The organism is Kitasatospora sp. NPDC114501, assembly GCF_055633695.1.
Genome location: NZ_JBVKDS010000002.1, coordinates 557,064 through 576,459, shown reverse-complemented (window position 1 = coordinate 576,459; position 19,396 = coordinate 557,064). Strand labels below are relative to the sequence as shown.

The window sequence follows — 19,396 nt, the reverse complement described above, 5'->3', positions numbered from 1 at the left end:
GACCAGTACCCCCGACCGGATTCGAACCGGCGCTACTGCCGTGAGAGGGCAGCGTGCTAGGCCGCTACACAACGGGGGCTTGATCTTCTTTTGTGTGCCGTACTGACGTACTGCGCTGGGGTACCAGGACTCGAACCTAGACTAAATGAACCAGAATCACTCGTGCTGCCAATTACACCATACCCCACCAGAGTTGAGCCCCTGCGGGCCTTCCTCAGGCGTTGCGCCTCTCGGTCGGTCCCTTCCGAGGGGCTTTCGCTCCCTCGTCCGTTCCCTCCCGGGCGGCGCAGAAAGAACATTACCCGACGTCGGCCCAGGCTCCAAAATCGATAACCCCAGGCAGCGGCCGGGGGGCCCGCGGGTGACGTCCGGGTACGCCGCGGGCCCGGCACGAAGCCGGGCCCGCGGCCTGCTCGGCGGCCCGCTCAGGCGGCCGGCAGGGCGTCCAGGGCGGCCCGCAGCCTGCGCAGCGTCTCCGGGCGTCCCAGCAGCTCCATGGACTCGAACAGCGGCGGGGAGACCCGGCGGCCGGTGACGGCCACCCGCAGCGGCGTGAAGGCGAACTTGGGCTTGATGCCCAGCCCGTCCACCAGCGCCTCCCGCAGCGCCGCCTGGATCGGCTCCGGGGTGAAGTCCGCGAGCTCCTCCAGCGCCTTGATGCTGGCCTCCAGCACCGGGCGGGCGTCCGCGGTGAGCACCTTGGCCGCGTCGTCCGGGTCCAGGGCGAACTTCTCCGGCGCCACGAACAGGAAGCCGGCCATGTTCACGATCTCGCTCAGCACGACCATCCGCTCCTGGGTGAGCGGCGCCACCTTGGCGAGCAGGTCCAGCTGCTCGGCGGTGGGCTCGGCCGGCAGCAGCTCGGCACCCTGGAGGAACGGCACCAGGCGGCGGACGAAGTCCTCCGGGGCCAGCCGGCGGACGTGCTCGGCGTTGATCGCCTCGCACTTCTTCAGGTCGAAGCGGGCCGGGTTGGCGTTCACCTTGGTGACGTCGAAGGCGGCGACCATCTCGTCCATGTCGAACAGGTCGCGGTCGTCGGTCAGCGACCAGCCCAGCAGGGACAGGTAGTTGAGCAGGCCCTCGCGGATGAAGCCGCGCTCGCGGTACATGTTGAGCGAGGACTGCGGGTCGCGCTTGGAGAGCTTCTTGTTGCCCTCCCCCATCACGTACGGCAGGTGGCCGAAGCGCGGGGTGGTGCCGTTGCCGACGCCGATCTCGGCGAGCGCGGCGTACAGCGCGATCTGCCGCGGGGTGGAGGACAGCAGGTCCTCGCCGCGCAGCACGTGGGTGATGCCCATCAGGGCGTCGTCCACCGGGTTGACCAGGGTGTACAGCGGGGCGCCGTTGGCCCGGACGATGCCGTAGTCCGGCACGTTCTCGGGCTCGAAGGTGAGCGTGCCGCGGACCAGGTCGTCGAAGCTGATGGTCTTGTCGGGCATCCGGAAGCGCAGGATCGGCTCGCGCTTCTCCAGCTTGTAGACCGCCACCTGCTCGTCCGTCAGCTCACGGCAGTGGCCGTCGTAGCCGGAGGGCTTGCCGGCCGCGCGGGCGGCCTCCCGGCGGGCGTCCAGCTCCTCGGTGGAGCAGTAGCAGTGGTAGGCGTGGCCGGCCTCGTGGAGGCGGCGGGCGACATCGGCGTAGATGTCCATCCGCTGCGACTGGCGGTACGGCGCGTGCGGCCCGCCGACCTCCGGGCCCTCGTCCCAGTCCAGGCCGAGCCAGCTCATGGCGTCGAGCAGCTGGTCGTACGACTCCTCGGAGTCGCGGGCGGAGTCGGTGTCCTCGATCCGGAAGACCAGCGTGCCGCCGTTGTGGCGGGCGTAGGCCCAGTTGAAGAGGGCCGTGCGGACCATCCCCACGTGGGGGTTGCCGGTCGGGGACGGACAGAAGCGAACCCGGACGGCCGGGTCAGTGTTAGCCACGCTTGATCACCTTGTTGGTGAGAGTGCCGATGCCTTCGATGGAGACGGCGACCTCGTCGCCGACGTTGAGCGGGCCCACCCCTGCGGGCGTGCCGGTGAGGATGACGTCGCCGGGCAGCAGCGTCATGGCCTCGGAGATGTGGACGATCAGCTCGGCGACCGAGCGGATCATCAGGGAGGTGCGGCCGGTCTGGCGGAGCTCGCCGTTGACCGTGCAGGTGATCGCGAGGTCGCCCGGGTCGAGGTCGGTCTCGATCCACGGGCCCAGCGGGCAGGCCGTGTCGAAGCCCTTGGCCCGGGCCCACTGGCCCTCGCGCTGCTGGACGTCCCGGGCGGTGACGTCGTTGGCGCAGGTGTAGCCGAGGATCACCTCGGGCACCCGGTCCAGCGGCACCTCGCGGCACATCCGGCCGATCACCACGGCGAGTTCCGCCTCGTGGTGGACGTCCGAGGAGAACGGCGGGTAGGCGATGCTCTCGGTCGGGCCGATCACCGAGGTGGACGGCTTGAAGAAGGTGAGCGGGACGTCCGGGACGTCGTTGCCCAGCTCCGCCGCGTGCGCCGCGTAGTTGCGGCCGACCGCCACGATCTTGTTCGGGAGCATCGGGCTGAGCAGCCGGACGTCCTGGAAGCGGTAACTCTCACCGGTGGGCTGGGGCTGGCCGAACGGGTGGCCGGCCAGCGCGTGGACGACCAGCGAGTCGGGCTGGGAAGGGTCTCCCTCCACCACGCCGAAGGAGACGCTGCCGGCGGCAGGGCTCCCTTCCCGGACGGAAAACCTGGCAATGCGCACGGCTGGGCTACCCCTCGCTTCGTCGGCCGCCCGGGGCGCGCCCGGGCGCTGGTGGGGGCGCCGCCCGCAGTGGGCGCGGCCCCGTCAATCGGCCTCCAGGCTATCGCGTGGGGCCCCGGCTGACCGCTTTGCCCCTGTTCAGGACGGTCGGGGCGAATACGCGCCCTCCCACTCGCAGCGCCCCGGAGGGCGGCGTGGTACACCCCCGCGCCGGTGCCGAGAGGGAGAAGCGAGGAACGAGCGAGGGAGCGCCGACCGTCGGCACCGGGCCGGAGCGCCCCGGAGGCGAGCGGGCGAGTCACAGCGGGCGAGTCACAGCGGGCGCCGCCGCCACCGGTGTGTGACGACGGCGCCCTCGGTGGAACGCTGCGGGGTCAGTCCCGCACGACGACGACCGGGGCCACCATCAGCTGGGTGCGGCGCGGGTTGGCGGTGGCGGCCGGCAGCTCGGTGCCGTAGGTCACGACGTCCTCGGGCTTGCGGGCGCCCGGGATCTTGCTGAAGTCCTCGACCGAGGCCAGCGTCGTCCGGCGCGGGTTCGCCGTGGGGCGGCAGGACAGCGTGGACTTGGTGGCGTTCTTCGCCTGGGACATCGAGAGCACCTCGTGGTCATGGGCCGGGCTGATCGCGGCGGATCGGCACCGGCCTGATGGATTCCGATTGATTCGGAGGGGTTCTGGGCAGGCTGATCGGGGCCGTGCTCCGGAGACAGCCAGGTTACGAGATCTCATTCCACAGAGACCGTGACCAAAGCTACACATTGGGCTGTGATTTTGCTCACAAAATACAGAGCAAAGCGCAGATATCCGACATATCGCCGCACCGGGATTTTCCGACATTCCGCCGATAAGGGGCATTCCGTAAGGTCTGTGACTCTTCCCGACCCCCGGCCCGCTTGGCATGTCTCCGGCGAGTGTCCGAAAAGGGCGGTATTCCGGTCCGGTTACCGCACAGTCCGTAAGATCGCGCAAGCGGTCGGTAGCGCCGGGGGCCTGGTTCCTGCGGCCCTTGTTGGGATTCCCCGGCTGTGCTGGAATGCGACGGACCGTGGGTAGGGAGTGGTCCACCCCGGTGCCCGCTCTCCCGGACCGGCCGGGGTGCGGATGGAAACTCGACACCGTCCAGGCCGTGGCGACGCGGCGGGACGCCCGGTCCAGAGGTTGCGACGCCAGTGCAGGGACGTTTCAAAAGGGGTAGCGGCGCCGCGGGAAACCCGGAGTCGCGTGAGCCTGTGGCAGCCCCTCAACAGGCGGCGGCCCCCGGCGGCCCGGCCGAGCCTGTGACACCCGAGGCCCCCGGCCGTCCGGAGGAGGACGGCCAGGAGCGCAAGACCGCCCGGGACAAACTCCGGACGTCCCTGACCCGGCGCCGCGCCACCGGTCTGAACCGGCTCGCGATGCGCAACTGGCGCATCCGGACCCGTCTGATCGCGCTGCTCGCCCTCCCCGTGATGGTCTCGCTGGTCCTCGGTGGCCTGCGCATCCAGAGCTCGATGGAGAACTCGCAGCAACTCGCCCAGATGGCCAACCTGTCGGACCTGGCCAAGAAGGCGACCAACCTCGCGGACGCGCTCCAGACCGAGCGCGACATCAGCGCCGGCCCGATCACCCACGACCCGACCGCCCCGCTGGACGACGACATCGTCGCGGCGCGCAAGTCCACCGACGACCTGAGCCGCACCTTCACCGCGTCCTCCGACAAGTTCGAGAACCTCGAACTGTCCGGCGGCAAGGCGCTGTTGCTCCAGATCCGCAAGGACCTGAACTCGATCGCGGACACCCGCAGCCTGCCGTACCAGAACAACCAGAACATCCAGTCGACGATCACCGCCTACGACGTGATCATCCGCGACCTGCTGTCCATCACCCAGGACATCGCGCTCGCGTCGAACAACAAGGACCTGGTCGTCTCCACCCGCGCGCTCCAGCAGTTCTCGCTGGCGAAGAACGCGACCTCGCAGCAGCGGGCCCTGATCAGCGCCGCGCTCGCCAACCCGAAGACCCCCGACCTCAGCCCCAGCGACGAGTCCTTCGGTATCCGTCTGCGCAGCTCGTACGACAACGCGATCGCGAGCTTCAACAACATCTACACCGCGCACGACCTGGACAACCTTCGCAGCCAGCTGAGCTACAACTCGGTGGTCGCCGACGCCGACCGCTACGCCTCCACGATCCTCACCCAGAGCGGCATCCGCCAGACCGAGGCGGTCAGCTACAAGGACTGGTTCGAGAAGGCCAGCGCCAAGATCACCGCCGAGCGCCGGATCGAGTCCAAGCTCATCGAGAACCTGGACGGCAAGGCCCAGGACCTCCAGGCCCAGGCCGACGCCGACGCCCTGATCATCGGTGTCGCGGTCGCCCTGGTGCTGCTCGTCGCCCTCGGTGGCGCCGGTCTGATCGCCCGCTCGATGGTGCGCTCGCTGACCCGCCTCCAGGCCGCGGCCGAGGACGTCGCCGAGCGCCGTCTGCCCGAGCTGGTCAAGACCCTCTCCGAGGCCGACCCGCACGACGTCGACACCACGGTGGAGCCGGTCGCCGTCGACTCCACCGACGAGATCGGCCACGTGGCCCACGCGTTCGACATGGTGCACAGCGAGGCCGTCCGCCTCGCCGCCGAGCAGGCCCTCCTGCGCGGCAACATCAACGCGATGTTCACCAACCTCTCGCGCCGCAGCCAGGGCCTCATCCAGCGCCAGCTGTCGCTCATCTCCGAGTTGGAGAGCCGCGAGGCGGACCCGGACCAGCTGGCCAACCTCTTCAAGCTGGACCACCTCGCGACCCGCATGCGCCGCAACGGCGAGAACCTCCTCGTCCTCGCCGGTGAGGACCCGGGCCGCCGCTGGACCCGTCCCGTCCCGCTGGTCGACGTGCTCCGCGCCGCCGCCTCCGAGGTGGAGCAGTACGAGCGCATCGAACTCGCCGCCGTGCCGTCGGCCGAGGTCGCCGGCCGCGTCGTCAACGACCTCGTCCACCTGCTCGCCGAGCTGCTGGAGAACGCCACCTCGTTCTCCAGCCCGCAGACCCGCGTCCGGGTCACCGGCCACGCGCTGCCGGACGGCCGCGTGCTGGTCGAGATCCACGACACCGGCATCGGCCTGAGCCCCGACGACCTCGCCGAGATCAACGAGCGCCTCGCCAACCCGCCGACGGTGGACGTCTCCGTCTCCCGCCGCATGGGCCTGTTCGTGGTCGGCCGCCTGTCGCTGCGCCACGGCATCCGGATCCAGCTGCGCCCCAGCGACTCCGGCGGCACCACCGCGCTGGTCATGCTCCCGGTGGACGTCACCAACTCCGGCGACCGCCGCGGCTCCGGCCCGGCCGGTTCCGCCCAGGGCAAGCAGCAGCGCGGGGCCGCCCCGACGCCGCGCCAGCAGCGCCAGATGCCGGCCGGCCGCCAGGGCGGTCAGGCCGCGCTCGGCCAGGGCCCGGCGGCCGGTGCCCCGCAGGGCGGCCGTCCGCAGCTCGGTCAGGGCGGTCCGGGCCAGGGCGGTCCGGCCGCCTCCGGTCCGCAGGCTGGCCCGGGTGCGCCCGGCGGCGGTCTGCCGACCCGCCAGGTCGGCAAGTCGCTGCGGGAGAACCCCGTCGTCCCGCAGGGCGGCGGTCAGCAGGGCCAGGGCCGCAAGCCCGCCCAGCCGCAGCAGCAGCCGGCCCCGCAGCAGCAGCCCCAGCAGCAGGCTCCGCAGCAGTCCCAGCAGGGTGGTCTGCCGCAGCGCGCCCCGGGCCGCCAGGGCCCGCCGCAGAGCGGCCCGAACGGCCTGCCCCGCCGCGGCCGTCAGCAGCAGCCCGGCCAGCCCGGTCAGCCGCAGGCCGGTCAGCCCCAGCCGGGCCGACCCGGCCAGGAGCGGCCGCGTCCCGCCGGCGGGTTCGACGGCGGTCCGGGTGCCCGGACCGGCGAGCAGCCCCAGCACGGCCGCCCCGGTGGTCCCGGCGCGCCGCAGCAGGGCGCCCGTCCGGGCAACCGTCCGCAGGACGGCCTGCCGCAGCGCCGTCCGGCCCCGCAGGGCCCCGGCGCCCCCGGCCGTCCCGCGGCCCAGGGCCCGCGCGGTCCGCAGCGCCCCGGCCCGGACGCCCCACAGCGCGACCGCCAGCCCCAGCCGCTGCCGCCGCAGGCCCAGCAGCAGCCCCAGCCGCTGCCGTCGGCCGAACCGGCGCCGGTCGAGAGCACCCAGCAGTTCGCCCGCCCGCGCTTCGAGGCCAGCCAGATCGACCCGCGCGACCCGCTGGGCCTCGGCCTGGTCGAGCCGGTGCTGCCGAACGTGCCGAACCCGCCGCGTCCGGAGCCGGTGCGTCAGGAGCAGGCCCCGCAGCAGCGGCAGCCGCTGCCGCACCAGGAGCCGATGGCGCTGCCGACCGGCCCGTCCGAGGCCGGCGGTCCGCAGGGCGCCGGTGAGCAGCCGTGGTACCCGCAGGCCGAGGGCCAGTACCAGGTGCGGCCGCAGTCGTACCAGCCGCGCCGCCCGGGCACCTCCGCGCCGGAGTTCCAGCAGCCGGCCCCGGAGCAGCGGGCTCCGCAGCAGGCCCACCAGCAGCCGCAGGCCCACCAACCGGAGCCGCAGCAGCAGGGCCAGCCGCAGCCGGGTACCGGCGACGCACCGTGGCGTCCGTCCGCGAACGACGAGCGCTGGCGCCGGGCCGAGCAGGTCCGCGAGCCCTCGACCAGCGGTGTCACCATGTCGGGCCTGCCCCGGCGGACCCCGCAGGCCAACCTGGTCTCCGGCACCGCCGAGGCCTCGCCGCTGACCGGTCCGCAGGTCTCCCGGGCCCCTGAGGAGGTCCGCGGCCGGCTGACCAACCTGCGCCGCGGCATCCAGCAGGGCCGGCGTGCCGGGGCCGAACAGGCCGCCAACCAGCCGGGCTTCCAGCATGGTGCCCAGCAGCCCGGATTCGATAGTTTCGGTGGCCGGAGCGACGGCAACGGCGCAGATCACCAGGAGCGTTGAGTTGAACCAGATGAGCCAGGCCGCACAGAACCTGAACTGGCTGGTCACCAACTTCGTGGACAACACCCCCGGGGTGTCCCACACCGTGGTGGTCTCCGCCGATGGCCTCCTGCTGTGCATGTCCGAGGGCTTCCCCCGGGACCGTGCCGACCAGCTCGCCGCCGTCGCCTCCGGCCTCACCTCGCTGACCAACGGGGCGAGCCGGATCTTCGAGGGCGGCGAGGTCAACCAGACCGTGGTCGAGATGGAACGGGGCTTCCTGTTCCTGATGGCCGTCAGCGACGGCTCGTCACTCGCCGTCCTGGCCGCGCCGGACTCCGACATCGGTCTGGTGGGTTACGAGATGGCGTTGCTCGTCGACCGCGCCGGTGCCGTCCTCACCCCCGCTCTCCGCGCGGAACTCCAGGGCAGTCTCCTGCACTGAGCCGGGCCCCGGGCGGATCCGCCCACCCGTCCCACCTGCCTCGCCGGGTCCGACCCGACCGGACCCGGCGCGACCCCCTCAGCTACCCTCAGGCAGCTGATCCCGCCTCAGCTGGCACCGCCCCAGCTGGAACCGGCTGCTCAAGGCTGCAGCACTAGGAGGACCCATGACCCCGCCCTCGACACCCGCCGGCTCGTACGGCAACGGGTACGGCAGCGGCTACGGCGGGCAGCAGTCCGACGGCTACGAGCAGCAGCCGCTGGTCCGCCCGTACGCGATGACCGGTGGCCGGACCCGTCCCCGGTACCAGCTCGCCATCGAGGCCCTGATCTCCACCACCGGCTCGGCCGACCGGACCACCGGGCTGCTGCCCGAGCACGCCCGGATCGTCGGCCTCTGCCGCGAGGTCAAGTCCATCGCGGAGATCTCCGCACTGGCAGGCGTGCCGCTCGGTGTCGCCCGCATCCTCGTCGCCGACCTTGCCGAGGCCGGTCTCGTCGCCATCCACCAGCCCGCCGCCGCGGGCGAGTCGGGCGGAACGCCCGATGTCACGCTGCTCGAAAGGGTCCTCAGTGGACTTCGCAAGCTCTAACGCGGCCGCCCCCACCCGCGCCACCACCTCCGCGAAGATCGTCGTCGCGGGCGGCTTCGGCGTCGGCAAGACCACGCTCGTCGGCGCCGTCTCCGAGATCAACCCCCTGCGCACCGAAGCCGTCATGACCTCGGCCTCCGCCGGCATCGACGACCTCAGCCACGTCTCCGGCAAGACGACCACCACCGTCGCCATGGACTTCGGCCGCATCACCCTCGACGAAGACCTCATCCTCTACCTCTTCGGCACCCCCGGACAGGACCGCTTCTGGTTCATGTGGGACGACCTCGTCCGCGGCGCCATCGGAGCCATCGTCCTCGTCGACACCCGCCGCCTCGCCGACTGCTTCCCCGCCCTCGACTACTTCGAGAACAGCGGACTGCCCTTCGTCGTCGCCCTCAACGGCTTCGACGGACACCAGCCCCACACCCCCGACGAAGTCCGCGAAGCACTCCAACTCGGCGCCGACACCCCCGTCATCACCCTCGACGCCCGCCGCCGCGACAGCGCCAAGAGCGCCCTCATCACCCTCGTCGAACACGCCCTCCTCGCCCGACTCCGCTGAACGGGAACCACGGGTCCACGAGCAGCCGCACAGCCCCGGCGGCCCGTCCCGACGACGGGCCGCCGGGGCCGCGGCGCTTACCGGCCGGTGTCCTCCGGGGGCCCCGCGCAAGACCCGTGTATAAGCAGCGGATAACAGTTCGGTAGGCATTTTGTGATCAACAATGACTCAGCGTGGCGAAACAGCGCCACTCAGCGCCAGGTGACCACGGTTTTGCTCCGTCATGTCGGTGATTGTCCGGATTGTGCCGACGCGGGTGCCGGACGGCGGCTGTTTGTCCCCCATCCCTGCACGTGCTGAAATTCCAGCTACCCCTGGATGTCTCCTGCGCCGGCCCGTCCGGCGGCCAGATCGGAGCCCCGGGGTAGCGCTGGATTGATCCATGGCCGGCAGTCGGCCGAGAGGTAGTTGTCGAGTGAGGCGTAAGCAGCAACCCGCCCCGCAGCGGCGCTCCGAGCCCCGCCAGAGCGAGCCGAACGGTACCCCGGGGGACCCGGCCGGGTTCTCCGCGTTCACTCCCACCGAGGAACGCGGCCCGACCCCCGTCCCGGCCGCCGGGCCCCGGCCCGCGCCCACGACGCCCCGCAGCGGCGGCTCGTCGGGCGACGACGGCGGCTCCAGCCGGTACGACTTCCTCCGCCCGCGCAACTGGCGCGTGCCGACCCGCCTGATCGCGATCCTGCTGATCCCCGTGATCATCAGTCTCGTCTTCGGCGGTCTGCGCGTGAACACCTCGGTCGACGGCTACATCAAGGCCTCCCGCGCCGAGAAGACCGCGGAGCTGGCCAAGGCGGCGACCGAACTCGCCGAGGCGCTGGAGAACGAGCGCGACAAGACGCTCATACCCCTGCTGACCAAGCAGGACCCGAACAACGAGGTCACCAAGCGCCGCAACGACACCGACGCCGCGCTGAAGGCCTACAACGCCGCCTACGAGGCCTCCGACAAGTCCGGCGAGCTGCCCCGCCGCCACGACGCCTTCCAGTCCCTGGTCGTCGACCTGCCGCACCTGCGGGCCAACGCGTACGGACCCGAGCTGTTCATCAGCGCGACCGCCAATGCCTATTCGACGATGTTCGCGCCGCTGCTGGCCTACGACAACTCGGTCGGCCTGGGCTCCACCAACGCCACCAGCAAGGGCCGCGCGATCTACGCGATGTCGCTGGCCAAGGCGTCCGCCTCGACCCAGCGCTCGCTGATGCTGAGCCTGCTGGTCGGCATCGCCCAGAACGGCACCACCCGGTACGAGAACGTCGACGCGACCCAGCAGATCGTGCTCGCGGAGAAGCTGGAGCAGGTCTCCCTCAACGAGTTCAAGACCGGTAGCGCCCCCGAGGACGCCAAGAAGTACTCGGACGCGCAGGTCGCCCTGGCCACCTCCCAGGAGCGCTCGGCCTACAAGATGCCCAACGGCGCGGCGCCCACCATGCAGGGCCTGCTGGCCCTGGCCGCCTCGTACAGCCAGGCCGCCTCGGAGGGCCAGCTGAAGGGCAAGGCCGCCGCCGACGCCGCGTTCGCCGAGGCGAAGAGCGCCGGTCTGACCCCGGACAACTGGAACCAGGCCGCCAACACCCACATCCAGGCCCTGCGGAACACCGAGGTCGCGCTGCTGGAGGACGTCCTCACCGACTCCCGCGCCCTGAAGGACAACGCGCTCTACGACGCCATCCTCAACACGATCATCGTCGTCGCGGCGCTGATCCTGGCCGGTCTGCTCACCGGCTACGTGGCCCGCTCGATGATCCTCGGCATGCGCACCCTGCGCAGCGCCGCCCTGGAGATCGCCGACCACCGCCTGCCGGACCTGGTCGAGAAGCTCTCCAAGACCGACCCCGACCGGGTCGACACCTCGGTGACCCCGATCCCGCTGCACGGCAAGGACGAGATCGGCGAGGTCGCCCGGGCGTTCGACCAGGTCCACCAGCAGGCCGTGGCGCTCGCCGCCGAGCAGGCCCTGCTGCGAGGGAACGTCAACGCGATCTTCACCAACCTGTCGCGCCGCAGCCAGAGCCTGATCCAGCGCCAGCTGGCGCTGATCACCGACCTGGAGAACAACGAGGCCGACCCGGACCAGCTGGAGAACCTCTTCAAGCTGGACCACCTCGCCACCCGCATGCGCCGCAACGGTGAGAACCTCCTCGTCCTCGCGGGCGAGGAGGCCGGCCGCCGCTGGAACACCCCGGTCCCGCTGGTCGACGTGCTCCGCGCCGCCGCCTCCGAGGTGGAGCAGTACGAGCGCGTCGAGCTCTCCGGCATCCCGGAGGTCGAGGTCGTCGGCGCCGCCGTGACCGACCTCGTCCACCTGCTCGCCGAGCTGCTGGAGAACGCCACCTCGTTCTCCAGCCCGCAGACCCGGGTGCTGGTCAACGCCACCCGCCTGCCGGACGGCCGGGTGCTGGTCGAGATCCACGACAAGGGCATCGGCCTCACCGCCGAGGACTTCGCGGAGATCAACGAGAAGCTGGCCGAGCCGCCCACGGTGGACGCCACCATCTCCCGCCGCATGGGCCTGTTCGTGGTCGGCCGGCTGTCCCAGCGGCACGACGTCCGCGTCCAGCTCCGCCCCTCCGGCGAGTCCGCCGGCACCACCTCGCTGGTCATGCTCCCGCCGTTCGTCACCCAGTCGGGTCCGGCGCCGGAGCCCGACGAGCAGTTCACCGTCTCCCGGATCTTCGCCGAGCAGGAGCCGACCGCCGAGTGGGCGCCGGACTCCCGTGCCCGCAGCGCGGCCGAGCTCGGCTTCGACGACCACCTCACCGGCGCCGGCAACGCCGGCTCCAGCGGGTTCAGCCCGGCCCTGGAGGCCGTCCAGCGCTCGCAGCGCCTCGACCAGGTCCGCCGCGCGGCCCTGGAGAGCGGCCCGCACACGCCGGTGGTGGACGCCGAGGTCGAGGAGGACTACCAGCAGGGCTACGACCAGTACGCCCCGCAGGGCTACGAGCAGCAGCAGGGCTACGCCGACGACCAGTACGGCTACGACCAGGGCGGCTACCAGCAGGACGAGTACGCCCAGGACGGCTACGACCAGTACGCCCAGCAGGGCTACGACCAGCAGCAGGGGTTCGCCGACGACCAGTACGGCTACGACCAGGGCGGCTACCGGCAGGACGAGTACGCCGACCAGTACGGTCGGCCCGCCGAGGAGTCCCCGGCCGGCCACCCGTACTCCCCGGAGCCGCCCGCGCTGCCCGCCGCCGAGGCGCCGCACACCACCCTGCCGTCCGGGCTGCCGCAGCGCCGCCCCGGCGAGCAGCTGGCCGGCGGCGGCCTCCCCGCCGCTCCGGCCGGCGGCAGCCCGGCCGGCGACAGCCCGAACTGGTTCGCCGGCGCCAAGGACACCTCCTCGACGCCTTCGAACCAGCGCGGCCACGACGTGTCCTCGCTCGGCGGATACGGCCCGACCGGCCCGACCGCCAGCCCCTGGCAGTCGCCGAACGACGGCGACTGGCAGCGGGCCGAGCAGCTGCGCGAGCCCACCTCCGGCGGCACCACCGGCTCCGGTCTGCCGCGCCGCGTGCCCAAGCAGAACCTGGTGCCCGGCAACGCCAAGTCCACCTCGCAGGACGGGCCGCAGGTCTCCCGCAGCCCGGAGGAGGTCCGTGGCCGCCTCACCAACCTGCGCCGCGGCGTGGAGCAGGGCCGCAGCGCCGGTAACACCGGAAGCTTCCGGATCGACCCCGATCAGGTAGACCAGTCCGGCAACGGACAGAACCGGAGCACCGATCTCTTCGGCGGCTCGAACCACCAGGAGCGTTGAGTTGACTCAGATGAGCCAGGCCGCACAGAACCTGAACTGGCTGATCACCAATTTCGTGGACAACACCCCCGGGGTGTCCCACACCGTGGTGGTCTCCGCGGACGGCCTCCTGCTGTGCATGTCCGAGGGCTTCCCGCGCGACCGTGCCGACCAGCTCGCCGCCGTCGCCTCCGGCCTCACCTCCCTCACCTCCGGCGCCAGCCGGATCTTCGAGGGCGGCGAGGTCAACCAGACCGTCGTCGAGATGGAGCGGGGCTTCCTGTTCCTGATGGCCGTCAGCGACGGCTCGGCGCTCGCCGTCCTGGCCGCGCCGGACTCCGACATCGGCCTCGTCGGCTACGAGATGGCCCTGCTCGTCGACCGCGCCGGCGCCGTCCTCACCCCCGCTCTCCGCGCGGAACTCCAGGGCAGTCTCCTGCACTGACGGTTCGTCGGATACCGTCCAGGTATTCGAAGTACCTCCGCGTCCTTCCCGGGCCCGCTTCGGCGGGCTCGGGTTCGGACGTTGTACGGCCTTCGCACCACCGGCTCCGGACCTGCGCCGAAGCTCGCACCGCACCGCCGCACCCTGTGAGGAGAGGAACCGTGACACCGCCCGACGACCGCAGCGGCCAGTACGGCGTTCCGTACCCTGGCACAGGCCATGACGCCTTCGGAGCACCCGGCGTCGGCCACGGTCAGCAGTACGGCCGGCACCAGTACGGACAGCCCCAGAACCCGTACCCCCGGCCCGAGGAGCAGTACGGCCAGTACGACCAGTACGCCCGGCAGCCCTCGTACGGCGCCCCGGCACCCGGCTACCCGGCCCCGGCGCCCGAGCCGGCCCCCGGCTACCTGCCCGCCCAGGAGCCCGGCCACGTCGAGGAGTTCGAGGACGAACCCGACTCCGGCCCGCTGATCCGCCCGTTCGCGATGACCGGTGGCCGGACCCGGCCGCGCTACGAACTCGCGCTGGAGGCCCTGGTCTCCGCCGACGTCGACCCGCAGCGCCTGGCCACCCTGCTCCCCGAGCACCAGCGGATCTGCACGCTGTGCACGGAGGTCAAATCCGTCGCCGAGGTGTCGGCGCTGCTCTCCCTTCCCCTGGGGGTGGCCCGCATCCTCGTGGCCGACCTGGCCGAGGCCGGCCTGGTCGCCATCCACCAGCCCGCTTCCGGCGGCGAATCCGGAAACCAGCCCGACGTCACGCTGCTCGAAAGGGTCCTCAGTGGACTTCGCAAGCTCTAACGCGGCCGCCCCCACCCGCGCCACCACCTCCGCGAAGATCGTCGTCGCGGGCGGCTTCGGCGTCGGCAAGACCACGCTCGTCGGCGCCGTCTCCGAGATCAACCCCCTGCGCACCGAAGCCGTCATGACCTCGGCCTCCGCCGGCATCGACGACCTCAGCCACGTCTCCGGCAAGACGACCACCACCGTCGCCATGGACTTCGGCCGCATCACCCTCGACGAAGACCTCATCCTCTACCTCTTCGGCACCCCCGGACAGGACCGCTTCTGGTTCATGTGGGACGACCTCGTCCGCGGCGCCATCGGAGCCATCGTCCTCGTCGACACCCGCCGCCTCGCCGACTGCTTCCCCGCCCTCGACTACTTCGAGAACAGCGGACTGCCCTTCGTCGTCGCCCTCAACGGCTTCGACGGACACCAGCCCCACACCCCCGACGAAGTCCGCGAAGCACTCCAACTCGGCGCCGACACCCCCGTCATCACCCTCGACGCCCGCCGCCGCGACAGCGCCAAGAGCGCCCTCATCACCCTCGTCGAACACGCCCTCCTCGCCCGACTCCGCTGAACGGGAACCACGCCGGGCGGCACCGGACGGGGAGCGTCCCGGAACCGGGCGCGCGAATAGCAGTGGCCCGCGGGACCTCGGGCGAGGTCCCGCGGGCCACCGGCGTGCCGGGCGCCGGCTACTCGGTGGGCTCCAGGCCGGCCCGGATCAGGCCGTAGGTGTACGCGTCCTCCAGCGCCAGCCAGGAGGCGGCGACCACGTTGTCCGCCACGCCCACCGTCGACCAGGTGGCGACGCCGTCGGTGGACTCGATCAGCACCCGGGTCTTGGAGCCGGTGCCGTGCTGGCCCTCCAGGATGCGGACCTTGTAGTCCACCAGCTCGAAGGTGGCCAGCGGCGGGTAGATGCCCTCCAGGGCCGTGCGCAGCGCCTGGTCCAGGGCGTTGACCGGGCCGTTGCCCTCGCCGGTGGCGATCCGGCGCTCGCCCTTGGCCCACAGCTTCACGGTGGCCTCGTTGCCCGTGAAGCCCTTCGGGCCCTGCTCGCTGATGGTCCGCCAGGACTCCAGGGTGTAGAAGCGGTCCCGGCGGCCGCGCACCTCGTCGCGCAGGAGCAGCTCGAAGGAGGCGTCGGCGGACTCGTAGGTGTAGCCGAGGTTCTCCTGCTCCTTCACCTTGGCCACCACCCGGCCGGCCAGGTCCCGGTCGCTGGAGAGGTCGTAGCCGAGCTCCTTGCCCTTGAGCTCGACGGAGGCCCGGCCGGCCATGTCGGAGACCAGCATCCGCATGGTGTTGCCGACCCGCTCGGGGTCGATGTGCTGGTACAGGTCCGGGTCGACCTTGATCGCCGAGGCGTGCAGGCCCGCCTTGTGGGCGAAGGCCGAGAAGCCGACGTACGGCTGGTGGGTGGAGGGGGCCAGGTTGACCAGCTCGGCGATCGCGTGCGAGATCCGGGTCATCTCGGCCAGCCGGCCCGCGGGCAGCACCCGGCGGTCGTACTTGATCTCCAGCGCGCCGACCACCGGGAACAGGTTGGCGTTGCCGACCCGCTCGCCGTAGCCGTTGGCGGTGCACTGCACGTGGGTCGCCCCGGCGTCCACCGCGGCCAGGGTGTTGGCCACCGCGCAGCCGGTGTCGTCCTGGGCGTGGATGCCCAGCCGGGCGCCCGTCCGGGCGAGCACGTCGGCGACGGTCTCCCGGACGCCGGCCGGCAGCATCCCGCCGTTGGTGTCGCAGAGCACCACCACGTCCGCGCCGGCCCGGTGCGCGGTGCGGACCACCGACACGGCGTACTCGGGGTTCGCCCGGTACCCGTCGAAGAAGTGCTCGCAGTCGATGAACACCCGCCGGCCCTTGGAGCGCAGGAACTCGACGCTGTCCCGGACCATCTCCAGGTTCTCGTCCAGGGTGGTGCGCAGCGCGAGCTCCACGTGCCGGTCGTGCGCCTTGGCCACCAGGGTGATCACCGGGGCGCCGGAGGCGACCAGCGCGGCCAGCTGCGGGTCGTCCGCCGCCTTGCCGCCGGCCCGGCGGGTGGCGCCGAAGGCGACCAGCTGGGCGTGCTCCAGCTCCAGTTCGGCGGCGGCGCGGGCGAAGAACTCGGTGTCGCGCGGGTTGGCTCCGGGCCAGCCGCCCTCGATGAAGCCGACCCCGAACTCGTCCAGGTGCCGGGCGATGGCCAGCTTGTCCGCCACCGTCAGGTTGATGCCCTCCCGCTGTGCTCCGTCGCGCAGCGTGGTGTCGAACACGTGGAAACTGTCGTCGGTACGGGTGACCTCGGTCATGACCCCTGGTTCTCCGTTTCGGGGAGGTTGGTACTGCTCTGCCGGACTTTCCGTCCCGGCTCCACTGTCCAGGATCCCGCGCGCGGTCCCGGTGTCCCCGAGCCCCTCGTGAGGGCCCTCGGCCGGTCCGGGAGAAACAAAAAGACCCCTCGCGGGTGCGAGAGGTCTGCGCGCGGGTCTGGACGCTCGTGGTCGCTCCGCATCGGGTCGTGCGGGAAGCGGTCACTGCGGACCGGCGCGCCTGCCGCTAATAATCAGCGAAAGCGAGGACACGCTCGCAGTCTGGCACAGCCGCCCGGGATCCGGCCCGCCCGTCTCGGGATGCGGAACGGCTCGGACGAGGCGACCGGTCGACGGCCCGAAGAACGCTTCGGGGGTACGGTCCGGGCGCCCCGGTCGCGGGGCGCCCGGACCTCGTCATCAGACGATCTTGTGCAGCCAGTGGTGGGTGTCCGGGGTCTGGCCGCCCTGGATCGACAGCAGCGCCTTGCGCAGCTCCATGGTGACCGGGCCGGGCTCGCCGGTGCCGACGGTCCAGTCCGCGGCGGCGGACTTCACCGAGCCGACCGGGGTGATGACGGCGGCGGTGCCGCAGGCGAAGACCTCGGTGAGGGTGCCGTCGGCGTTGGCCTGCTGCCACTCGTCGGTGGAGATCCGGCGCTCCTCGACCGCGTAGCCGAGGTCGGCGGCCAGCTGGAGCAGCGAGTCGCGGGTGATGCCGGGCAGCAGGGCGCCGGACAGCTCCGGAGTGACGATCTTCGCGTCCCTGCCCTCGCCGAAGACGAAGTACAGGTTCATGCCGCCCATCTCCTCGACCCACCGGTGCTCGGCGGCGTCGAGCCAGACCACCTGGTCGCAGCCCTTCTCGGCGGCCTGGGCCTGGGCGACCAGCGAGGCGGCGTAGTTGCCGGCGCACTTGGCGGCGCCGGTGCCGCCGGGCGCGGCCCGGACGTACTCCTTGGACAGCCAGACCGAGACCGGCTTGATGCCGCCCTGGAAGTAGGCGCCGGCCGGCGAGGCGATGATCATGAAGAGGTAGGAGTTGGCCGGGCGGACGCCCAGGCCGACCTCGGTGGCGAACATGAACGGGCGCAGGTAGAGGCTCTGCTCCGGCTCGTTCGGCACCCAGTCCTGCTCCTGGCGGACCAGCAGCTCGACGGCCTCGACGAAGGCCTCCACCGGCAGCTCCGGCATCGCCAGGCGGCGGGCCGAGGCCTGGAAGCGGGCGGCGTTGGCCTCCGGGCGGAAGGTGGCGATGGAGCCGTCGGCCTGGCGGTAGGCCTTCAGGCCCTCGAAGATCGCCTGGCCGTAGTGCAGGGTCATGTTCGCCGGGTCGATCTCCAGCGGCGCGTACGGCACCAGCTGGGCGTCGTGCCAGCCCACGCCCTCGGTCCAGCGGATGGTGACCATGTGGTCGGTGAAGACCCGGCCGAAGCCCGGGTTGGCCAGCCGGGCCCCGCGCTCCGCTGCGGGCAGCGGGTGGGCGGAGGGCTTGAGGTCGAACGTGATGGGCGCCTGGGTGGCCGTGCTCATGGCTGTTTCCTTCACCGTGGGGTTGGTCCGGGCCGCCACCGCTGCGGAAACGTTTCGGTGAAAATCACCGGAATGAACGCACAACGGCACGGCCCACTGTCGATACTCGCATCCAGAGGGCCGTGCCGAACAGCTGTCCACCCTCATTGAGGGCGGCAGGCCGCGGTTGTGCGGTCCGGCCCGCCGGGCCGGAAACCTTGTCGGATCCGGCCCGCCGGCCGGAACCCCGCTCTTGGATCCGGCCCGTCAGCCGGAACCCCGCTCTTGGATCCGGCCCGTCAGCCGGATACTCGGCCGGCGAGCGCGTCGCCGACCTCGGAGGTGCTGCGGGCGCCGGAGCGCTCGGCCAGGTCCGCCGCGACGGCGGCCTCGACCTTGGCGGCCTCGGCGGCGAAGCCGAGGTGCTCCAGCAGCATCGCGACCGACAGCACGGTGGCCGTCGGGTCGGCCTTGCCCTGGCCCGCGATGTCCGGCGCCGAGCCGTGCACCGGCTCGAACATGGACGGGAAGTCGCCGCTCGGGTTGATGTTGCCGCTCGCGGCCAGGCCGATCCCGCCGGTGACGGCGGCGGCCAGGTCGGTCAGGATGTCGCCGAACAGGTTGTCGGTGACGATGACGTCGAACCGCTCCGGCTGGGTGACGAAGAAGATCGTCGCCGCGTCCACGTGCAGGTAGTCGGTGGTGACCTCGGGGAACTCCCGGCCGACCTCGGCGAAGATCCGCGTCCACAGGTGCCCGGCGTGCACCAGGACGTTGTTCTTGTGCACCAGGGTGAGCTTCTTGCGCGGCCGCGCCTGCGCCCGGCGGTAGGCGTCGCGCACCACGCGCTCGATGCCGTACGCCGTGTTCAGGCTGACCTCGGTGGCCACCTCCTGGGGCGTCCCGGCGCGCAGCGTGCCGCCGTTGCCGACGTACGGGCCCTCGGTGCCCTCGCGGACGACCACGAAGTCGATCTCCGGCTGACCGGCCAGCGGGGACGCCACCCCGGGGAAGAGCCGGCCCGGGCGCAGGTTGATGTGGTGGTCGAAGGCGAACCGCAGCTTGAGCAGCAGCCCCCGCTCCAGCACGCCCGACGGCACGCTCGGGTCGCCGATGGCGCCCAGCAGGATCGCGTCGTGGGACTTCAGCTCCGCCAGGACGTCGTCCGGCAGCGTCTCCCCGGTCCGGTGGTAGCGCCGGGCCCCGAGGTCGTACTCGGTGGTCTCCAGCTTCACGTCGGCGGGAAGCGCGGCACCCAGGACCTTGAGGCCTTCGGCCACCACTTCCTGGCCGATTCCGTCACCGGGGACAACTGCGAGACGAATGGTGCGAGACATGCTCGGACCCTACTCCGCCGTCCCAGCCACTGACACC

At 71.7% G+C, this 19,396-nt stretch carries 14 protein-coding genes and 2 tRNA genes; 8 read left to right on the top strand and 8 right to left on the bottom strand.

Annotated features, from left to right (window positions below; translation table 11 throughout):
- Positions 1-6: 6 nt before the first annotated feature.
- The 5 genes from ACZ7RU_RS05970 to ACZ7RU_RS05950 form a co-directional block, all read right to left on the bottom strand.
- Positions 7-79: transfer RNA gene (locus ACZ7RU_RS05970), tRNA-Glu, on the bottom strand.
- A 36-nt stretch (positions 80-115) separates the two neighbouring features.
- Positions 116-187, bottom strand: a tRNA-Gln gene (locus tag ACZ7RU_RS05965).
- 238 nt (positions 188-425) lie between these two features.
- Positions 426-1,856: a glutamate--tRNA ligase gene (gene gltX / locus ACZ7RU_RS05960; RefSeq protein WP_470339774.1), complete on the bottom strand. Its 1,431-nt coding sequence runs from the start codon at positions 1,854-1,856 to the stop codon at positions 426-428.
- Between the two features lie 61 nt (positions 1,857-1,917).
- The gene (locus ACZ7RU_RS05955) at positions 1,918-2,718 is read right to left on the bottom strand and encodes a fumarylacetoacetate hydrolase family protein (RefSeq protein WP_470339686.1); all 801 of its coding nucleotides are present in this window, start codon (positions 2,716-2,718) and stop codon (positions 1,918-1,920) included.
- Between the two features lie 374 nt (positions 2,719-3,092).
- Positions 3,093-3,311, bottom strand: coding sequence for a hypothetical protein (locus ACZ7RU_RS05950; RefSeq protein ID WP_360349040.1), 219 nt, complete (start codon positions 3,309-3,311; stop codon positions 3,093-3,095).
- A 638-nt stretch (positions 3,312-3,949) separates the two neighbouring features.
- Here ACZ7RU_RS05950 and ACZ7RU_RS05945 point away from each other — a divergent pair.
- The 8 genes from ACZ7RU_RS05945 to ACZ7RU_RS05910 all read left to right on the top strand — a co-directional run bounded on the left by ACZ7RU_RS05945 (position 3,950) and on the right by ACZ7RU_RS05910 (position 14,787).
- Positions 3,950-7,657, top strand: coding sequence for a nitrate- and nitrite sensing domain-containing protein (locus ACZ7RU_RS05945; protein ID WP_470339685.1), 3,708 nt, complete (start codon positions 3,950-3,952; stop codon positions 7,655-7,657).
- A 10-nt stretch (positions 7,658-7,667) separates the two neighbouring features.
- Positions 7,668-8,081, top strand: coding sequence for a roadblock/LC7 domain-containing protein (locus tag ACZ7RU_RS05940; RefSeq protein WP_470339773.1), 414 nt, complete (start codon positions 7,668-7,670; stop codon positions 8,079-8,081).
- 166 nt (positions 8,082-8,247) lie between these two features.
- Complete coding sequence (locus ACZ7RU_RS05935) at positions 8,248-8,673, top strand: DUF742 domain-containing protein (protein ID WP_470339684.1); 426 nt, start codon at positions 8,248-8,250, stop codon at positions 8,671-8,673.
- A complete protein-coding gene (locus tag ACZ7RU_RS05930; RefSeq protein ID WP_380703124.1) occupies positions 8,654-9,238 on the top strand; it encodes a GTP-binding protein in 585 nt (194 codons plus the stop codon). Before ACZ7RU_RS05935 ends, ACZ7RU_RS05930 begins: the two co-directional genes overlap by 20 nt.
- Before the next feature lie 415 nt (positions 9,239-9,653).
- Positions 9,654-12,995 carry a nitrate- and nitrite sensing domain-containing protein gene (locus tag ACZ7RU_RS05925; protein ID WP_470339683.1) on the top strand — a complete coding sequence of 1,114 codons (3,342 nt, stop codon included), beginning with the start codon at positions 9,654-9,656 and terminating at the stop codon, positions 12,993-12,995.
- Between the two features lie 10 nt (positions 12,996-13,005).
- Positions 13,006-13,419: a roadblock/LC7 domain-containing protein gene (locus ACZ7RU_RS05920; protein WP_030248297.1), complete on the top strand. Its 414-nt coding sequence runs from the start codon at positions 13,006-13,008 to the stop codon at positions 13,417-13,419.
- 161 nt (positions 13,420-13,580) lie between these two features.
- Complete coding sequence (locus tag ACZ7RU_RS05915) at positions 13,581-14,222, top strand: DUF742 domain-containing protein (RefSeq protein WP_470339682.1); 642 nt, start codon at positions 13,581-13,583, stop codon at positions 14,220-14,222.
- Positions 14,203-14,787, top strand: a complete 585-nt coding sequence (locus ACZ7RU_RS05910) for a GTP-binding protein (protein WP_380703124.1) — start codon at positions 14,203-14,205, stop codon at positions 14,785-14,787. The genes ACZ7RU_RS05915 and ACZ7RU_RS05910 overlap by 20 nt, the downstream gene beginning before the upstream one ends.
- A 118-nt stretch (positions 14,788-14,905) precedes the next feature.
- On the opposite strand, the gene cimA is transcribed toward ACZ7RU_RS05910, so the two are convergent.
- The 3 genes from cimA to ACZ7RU_RS05895 all read right to left on the bottom strand — a co-directional run bounded on the left by cimA (position 14,906) and on the right by ACZ7RU_RS05895 (position 19,359).
- Positions 14,906-16,510, bottom strand: a complete 1,605-nt coding sequence (gene cimA / locus ACZ7RU_RS05905) for a citramalate synthase (protein ID WP_470339681.1) — start codon at positions 16,508-16,510, stop codon at positions 14,906-14,908.
- 420 nt (positions 16,511-16,930) lie between these two features.
- Positions 16,931-18,043 carry a branched-chain amino acid aminotransferase gene (locus ACZ7RU_RS05900; protein WP_470339680.1) on the bottom strand — a complete coding sequence of 371 codons (1,113 nt, stop codon included), beginning with the start codon at positions 18,041-18,043 and terminating at the stop codon, positions 16,931-16,933.
- A gap of 278 nt (positions 18,044-18,321) precedes the next feature.
- Positions 18,322-19,359: a 3-isopropylmalate dehydrogenase gene (locus ACZ7RU_RS05895; RefSeq protein ID WP_470339679.1), complete on the bottom strand. Its 1,038-nt coding sequence runs from the start codon at positions 19,357-19,359 to the stop codon at positions 18,322-18,324.
- Positions 19,360-19,396: the final 37 nt, after the last annotated feature.

Excerpts from the sequence above, each read along its gene's own strand:
- gltX (WP_470339774.1), bottom strand. The coding sequence starts at position 1,856 with ATGGTCCGCACGGCCCTCTTCAACTGGGCCTACGCCCGCCACAACGGC.
- ACZ7RU_RS05950 (WP_360349040.1), bottom strand. The coding sequence starts at position 3,311 with ATGTCCCAGGCGAAGAACGCCACCAAGTCCACGCTGTCCTGCCGCCCC.
- ACZ7RU_RS05940 (WP_470339773.1), top strand. The coding sequence starts at position 7,668 with ATGAGCCAGGCCGCACAGAACCTGAACTGGCTGGTCACCAACTTCGTG.
- ACZ7RU_RS05935 (WP_470339684.1), top strand. The coding sequence starts at position 8,248 with ATGACCCCGCCCTCGACACCCGCCGGCTCGTACGGCAACGGGTACGGC.
- ACZ7RU_RS05920 (WP_030248297.1), top strand. The coding sequence starts at position 13,006 with ATGAGCCAGGCCGCACAGAACCTGAACTGGCTGATCACCAATTTCGTG.
- cimA (WP_470339681.1), bottom strand. The coding sequence starts at position 16,510 with ATGACCGAGGTCACCCGTACCGACGACAGTTTCCACGTGTTCGACACC.
- ACZ7RU_RS05900 (WP_470339680.1), bottom strand. The coding sequence starts at position 18,043 with ATGAGCACGGCCACCCAGGCGCCCATCACGTTCGACCTCAAGCCCTCC.
- ACZ7RU_RS05895 (WP_470339679.1), bottom strand. The coding sequence starts at position 19,359 with ATGTCTCGCACCATTCGTCTCGCAGTTGTCCCCGGTGACGGAATCGGC.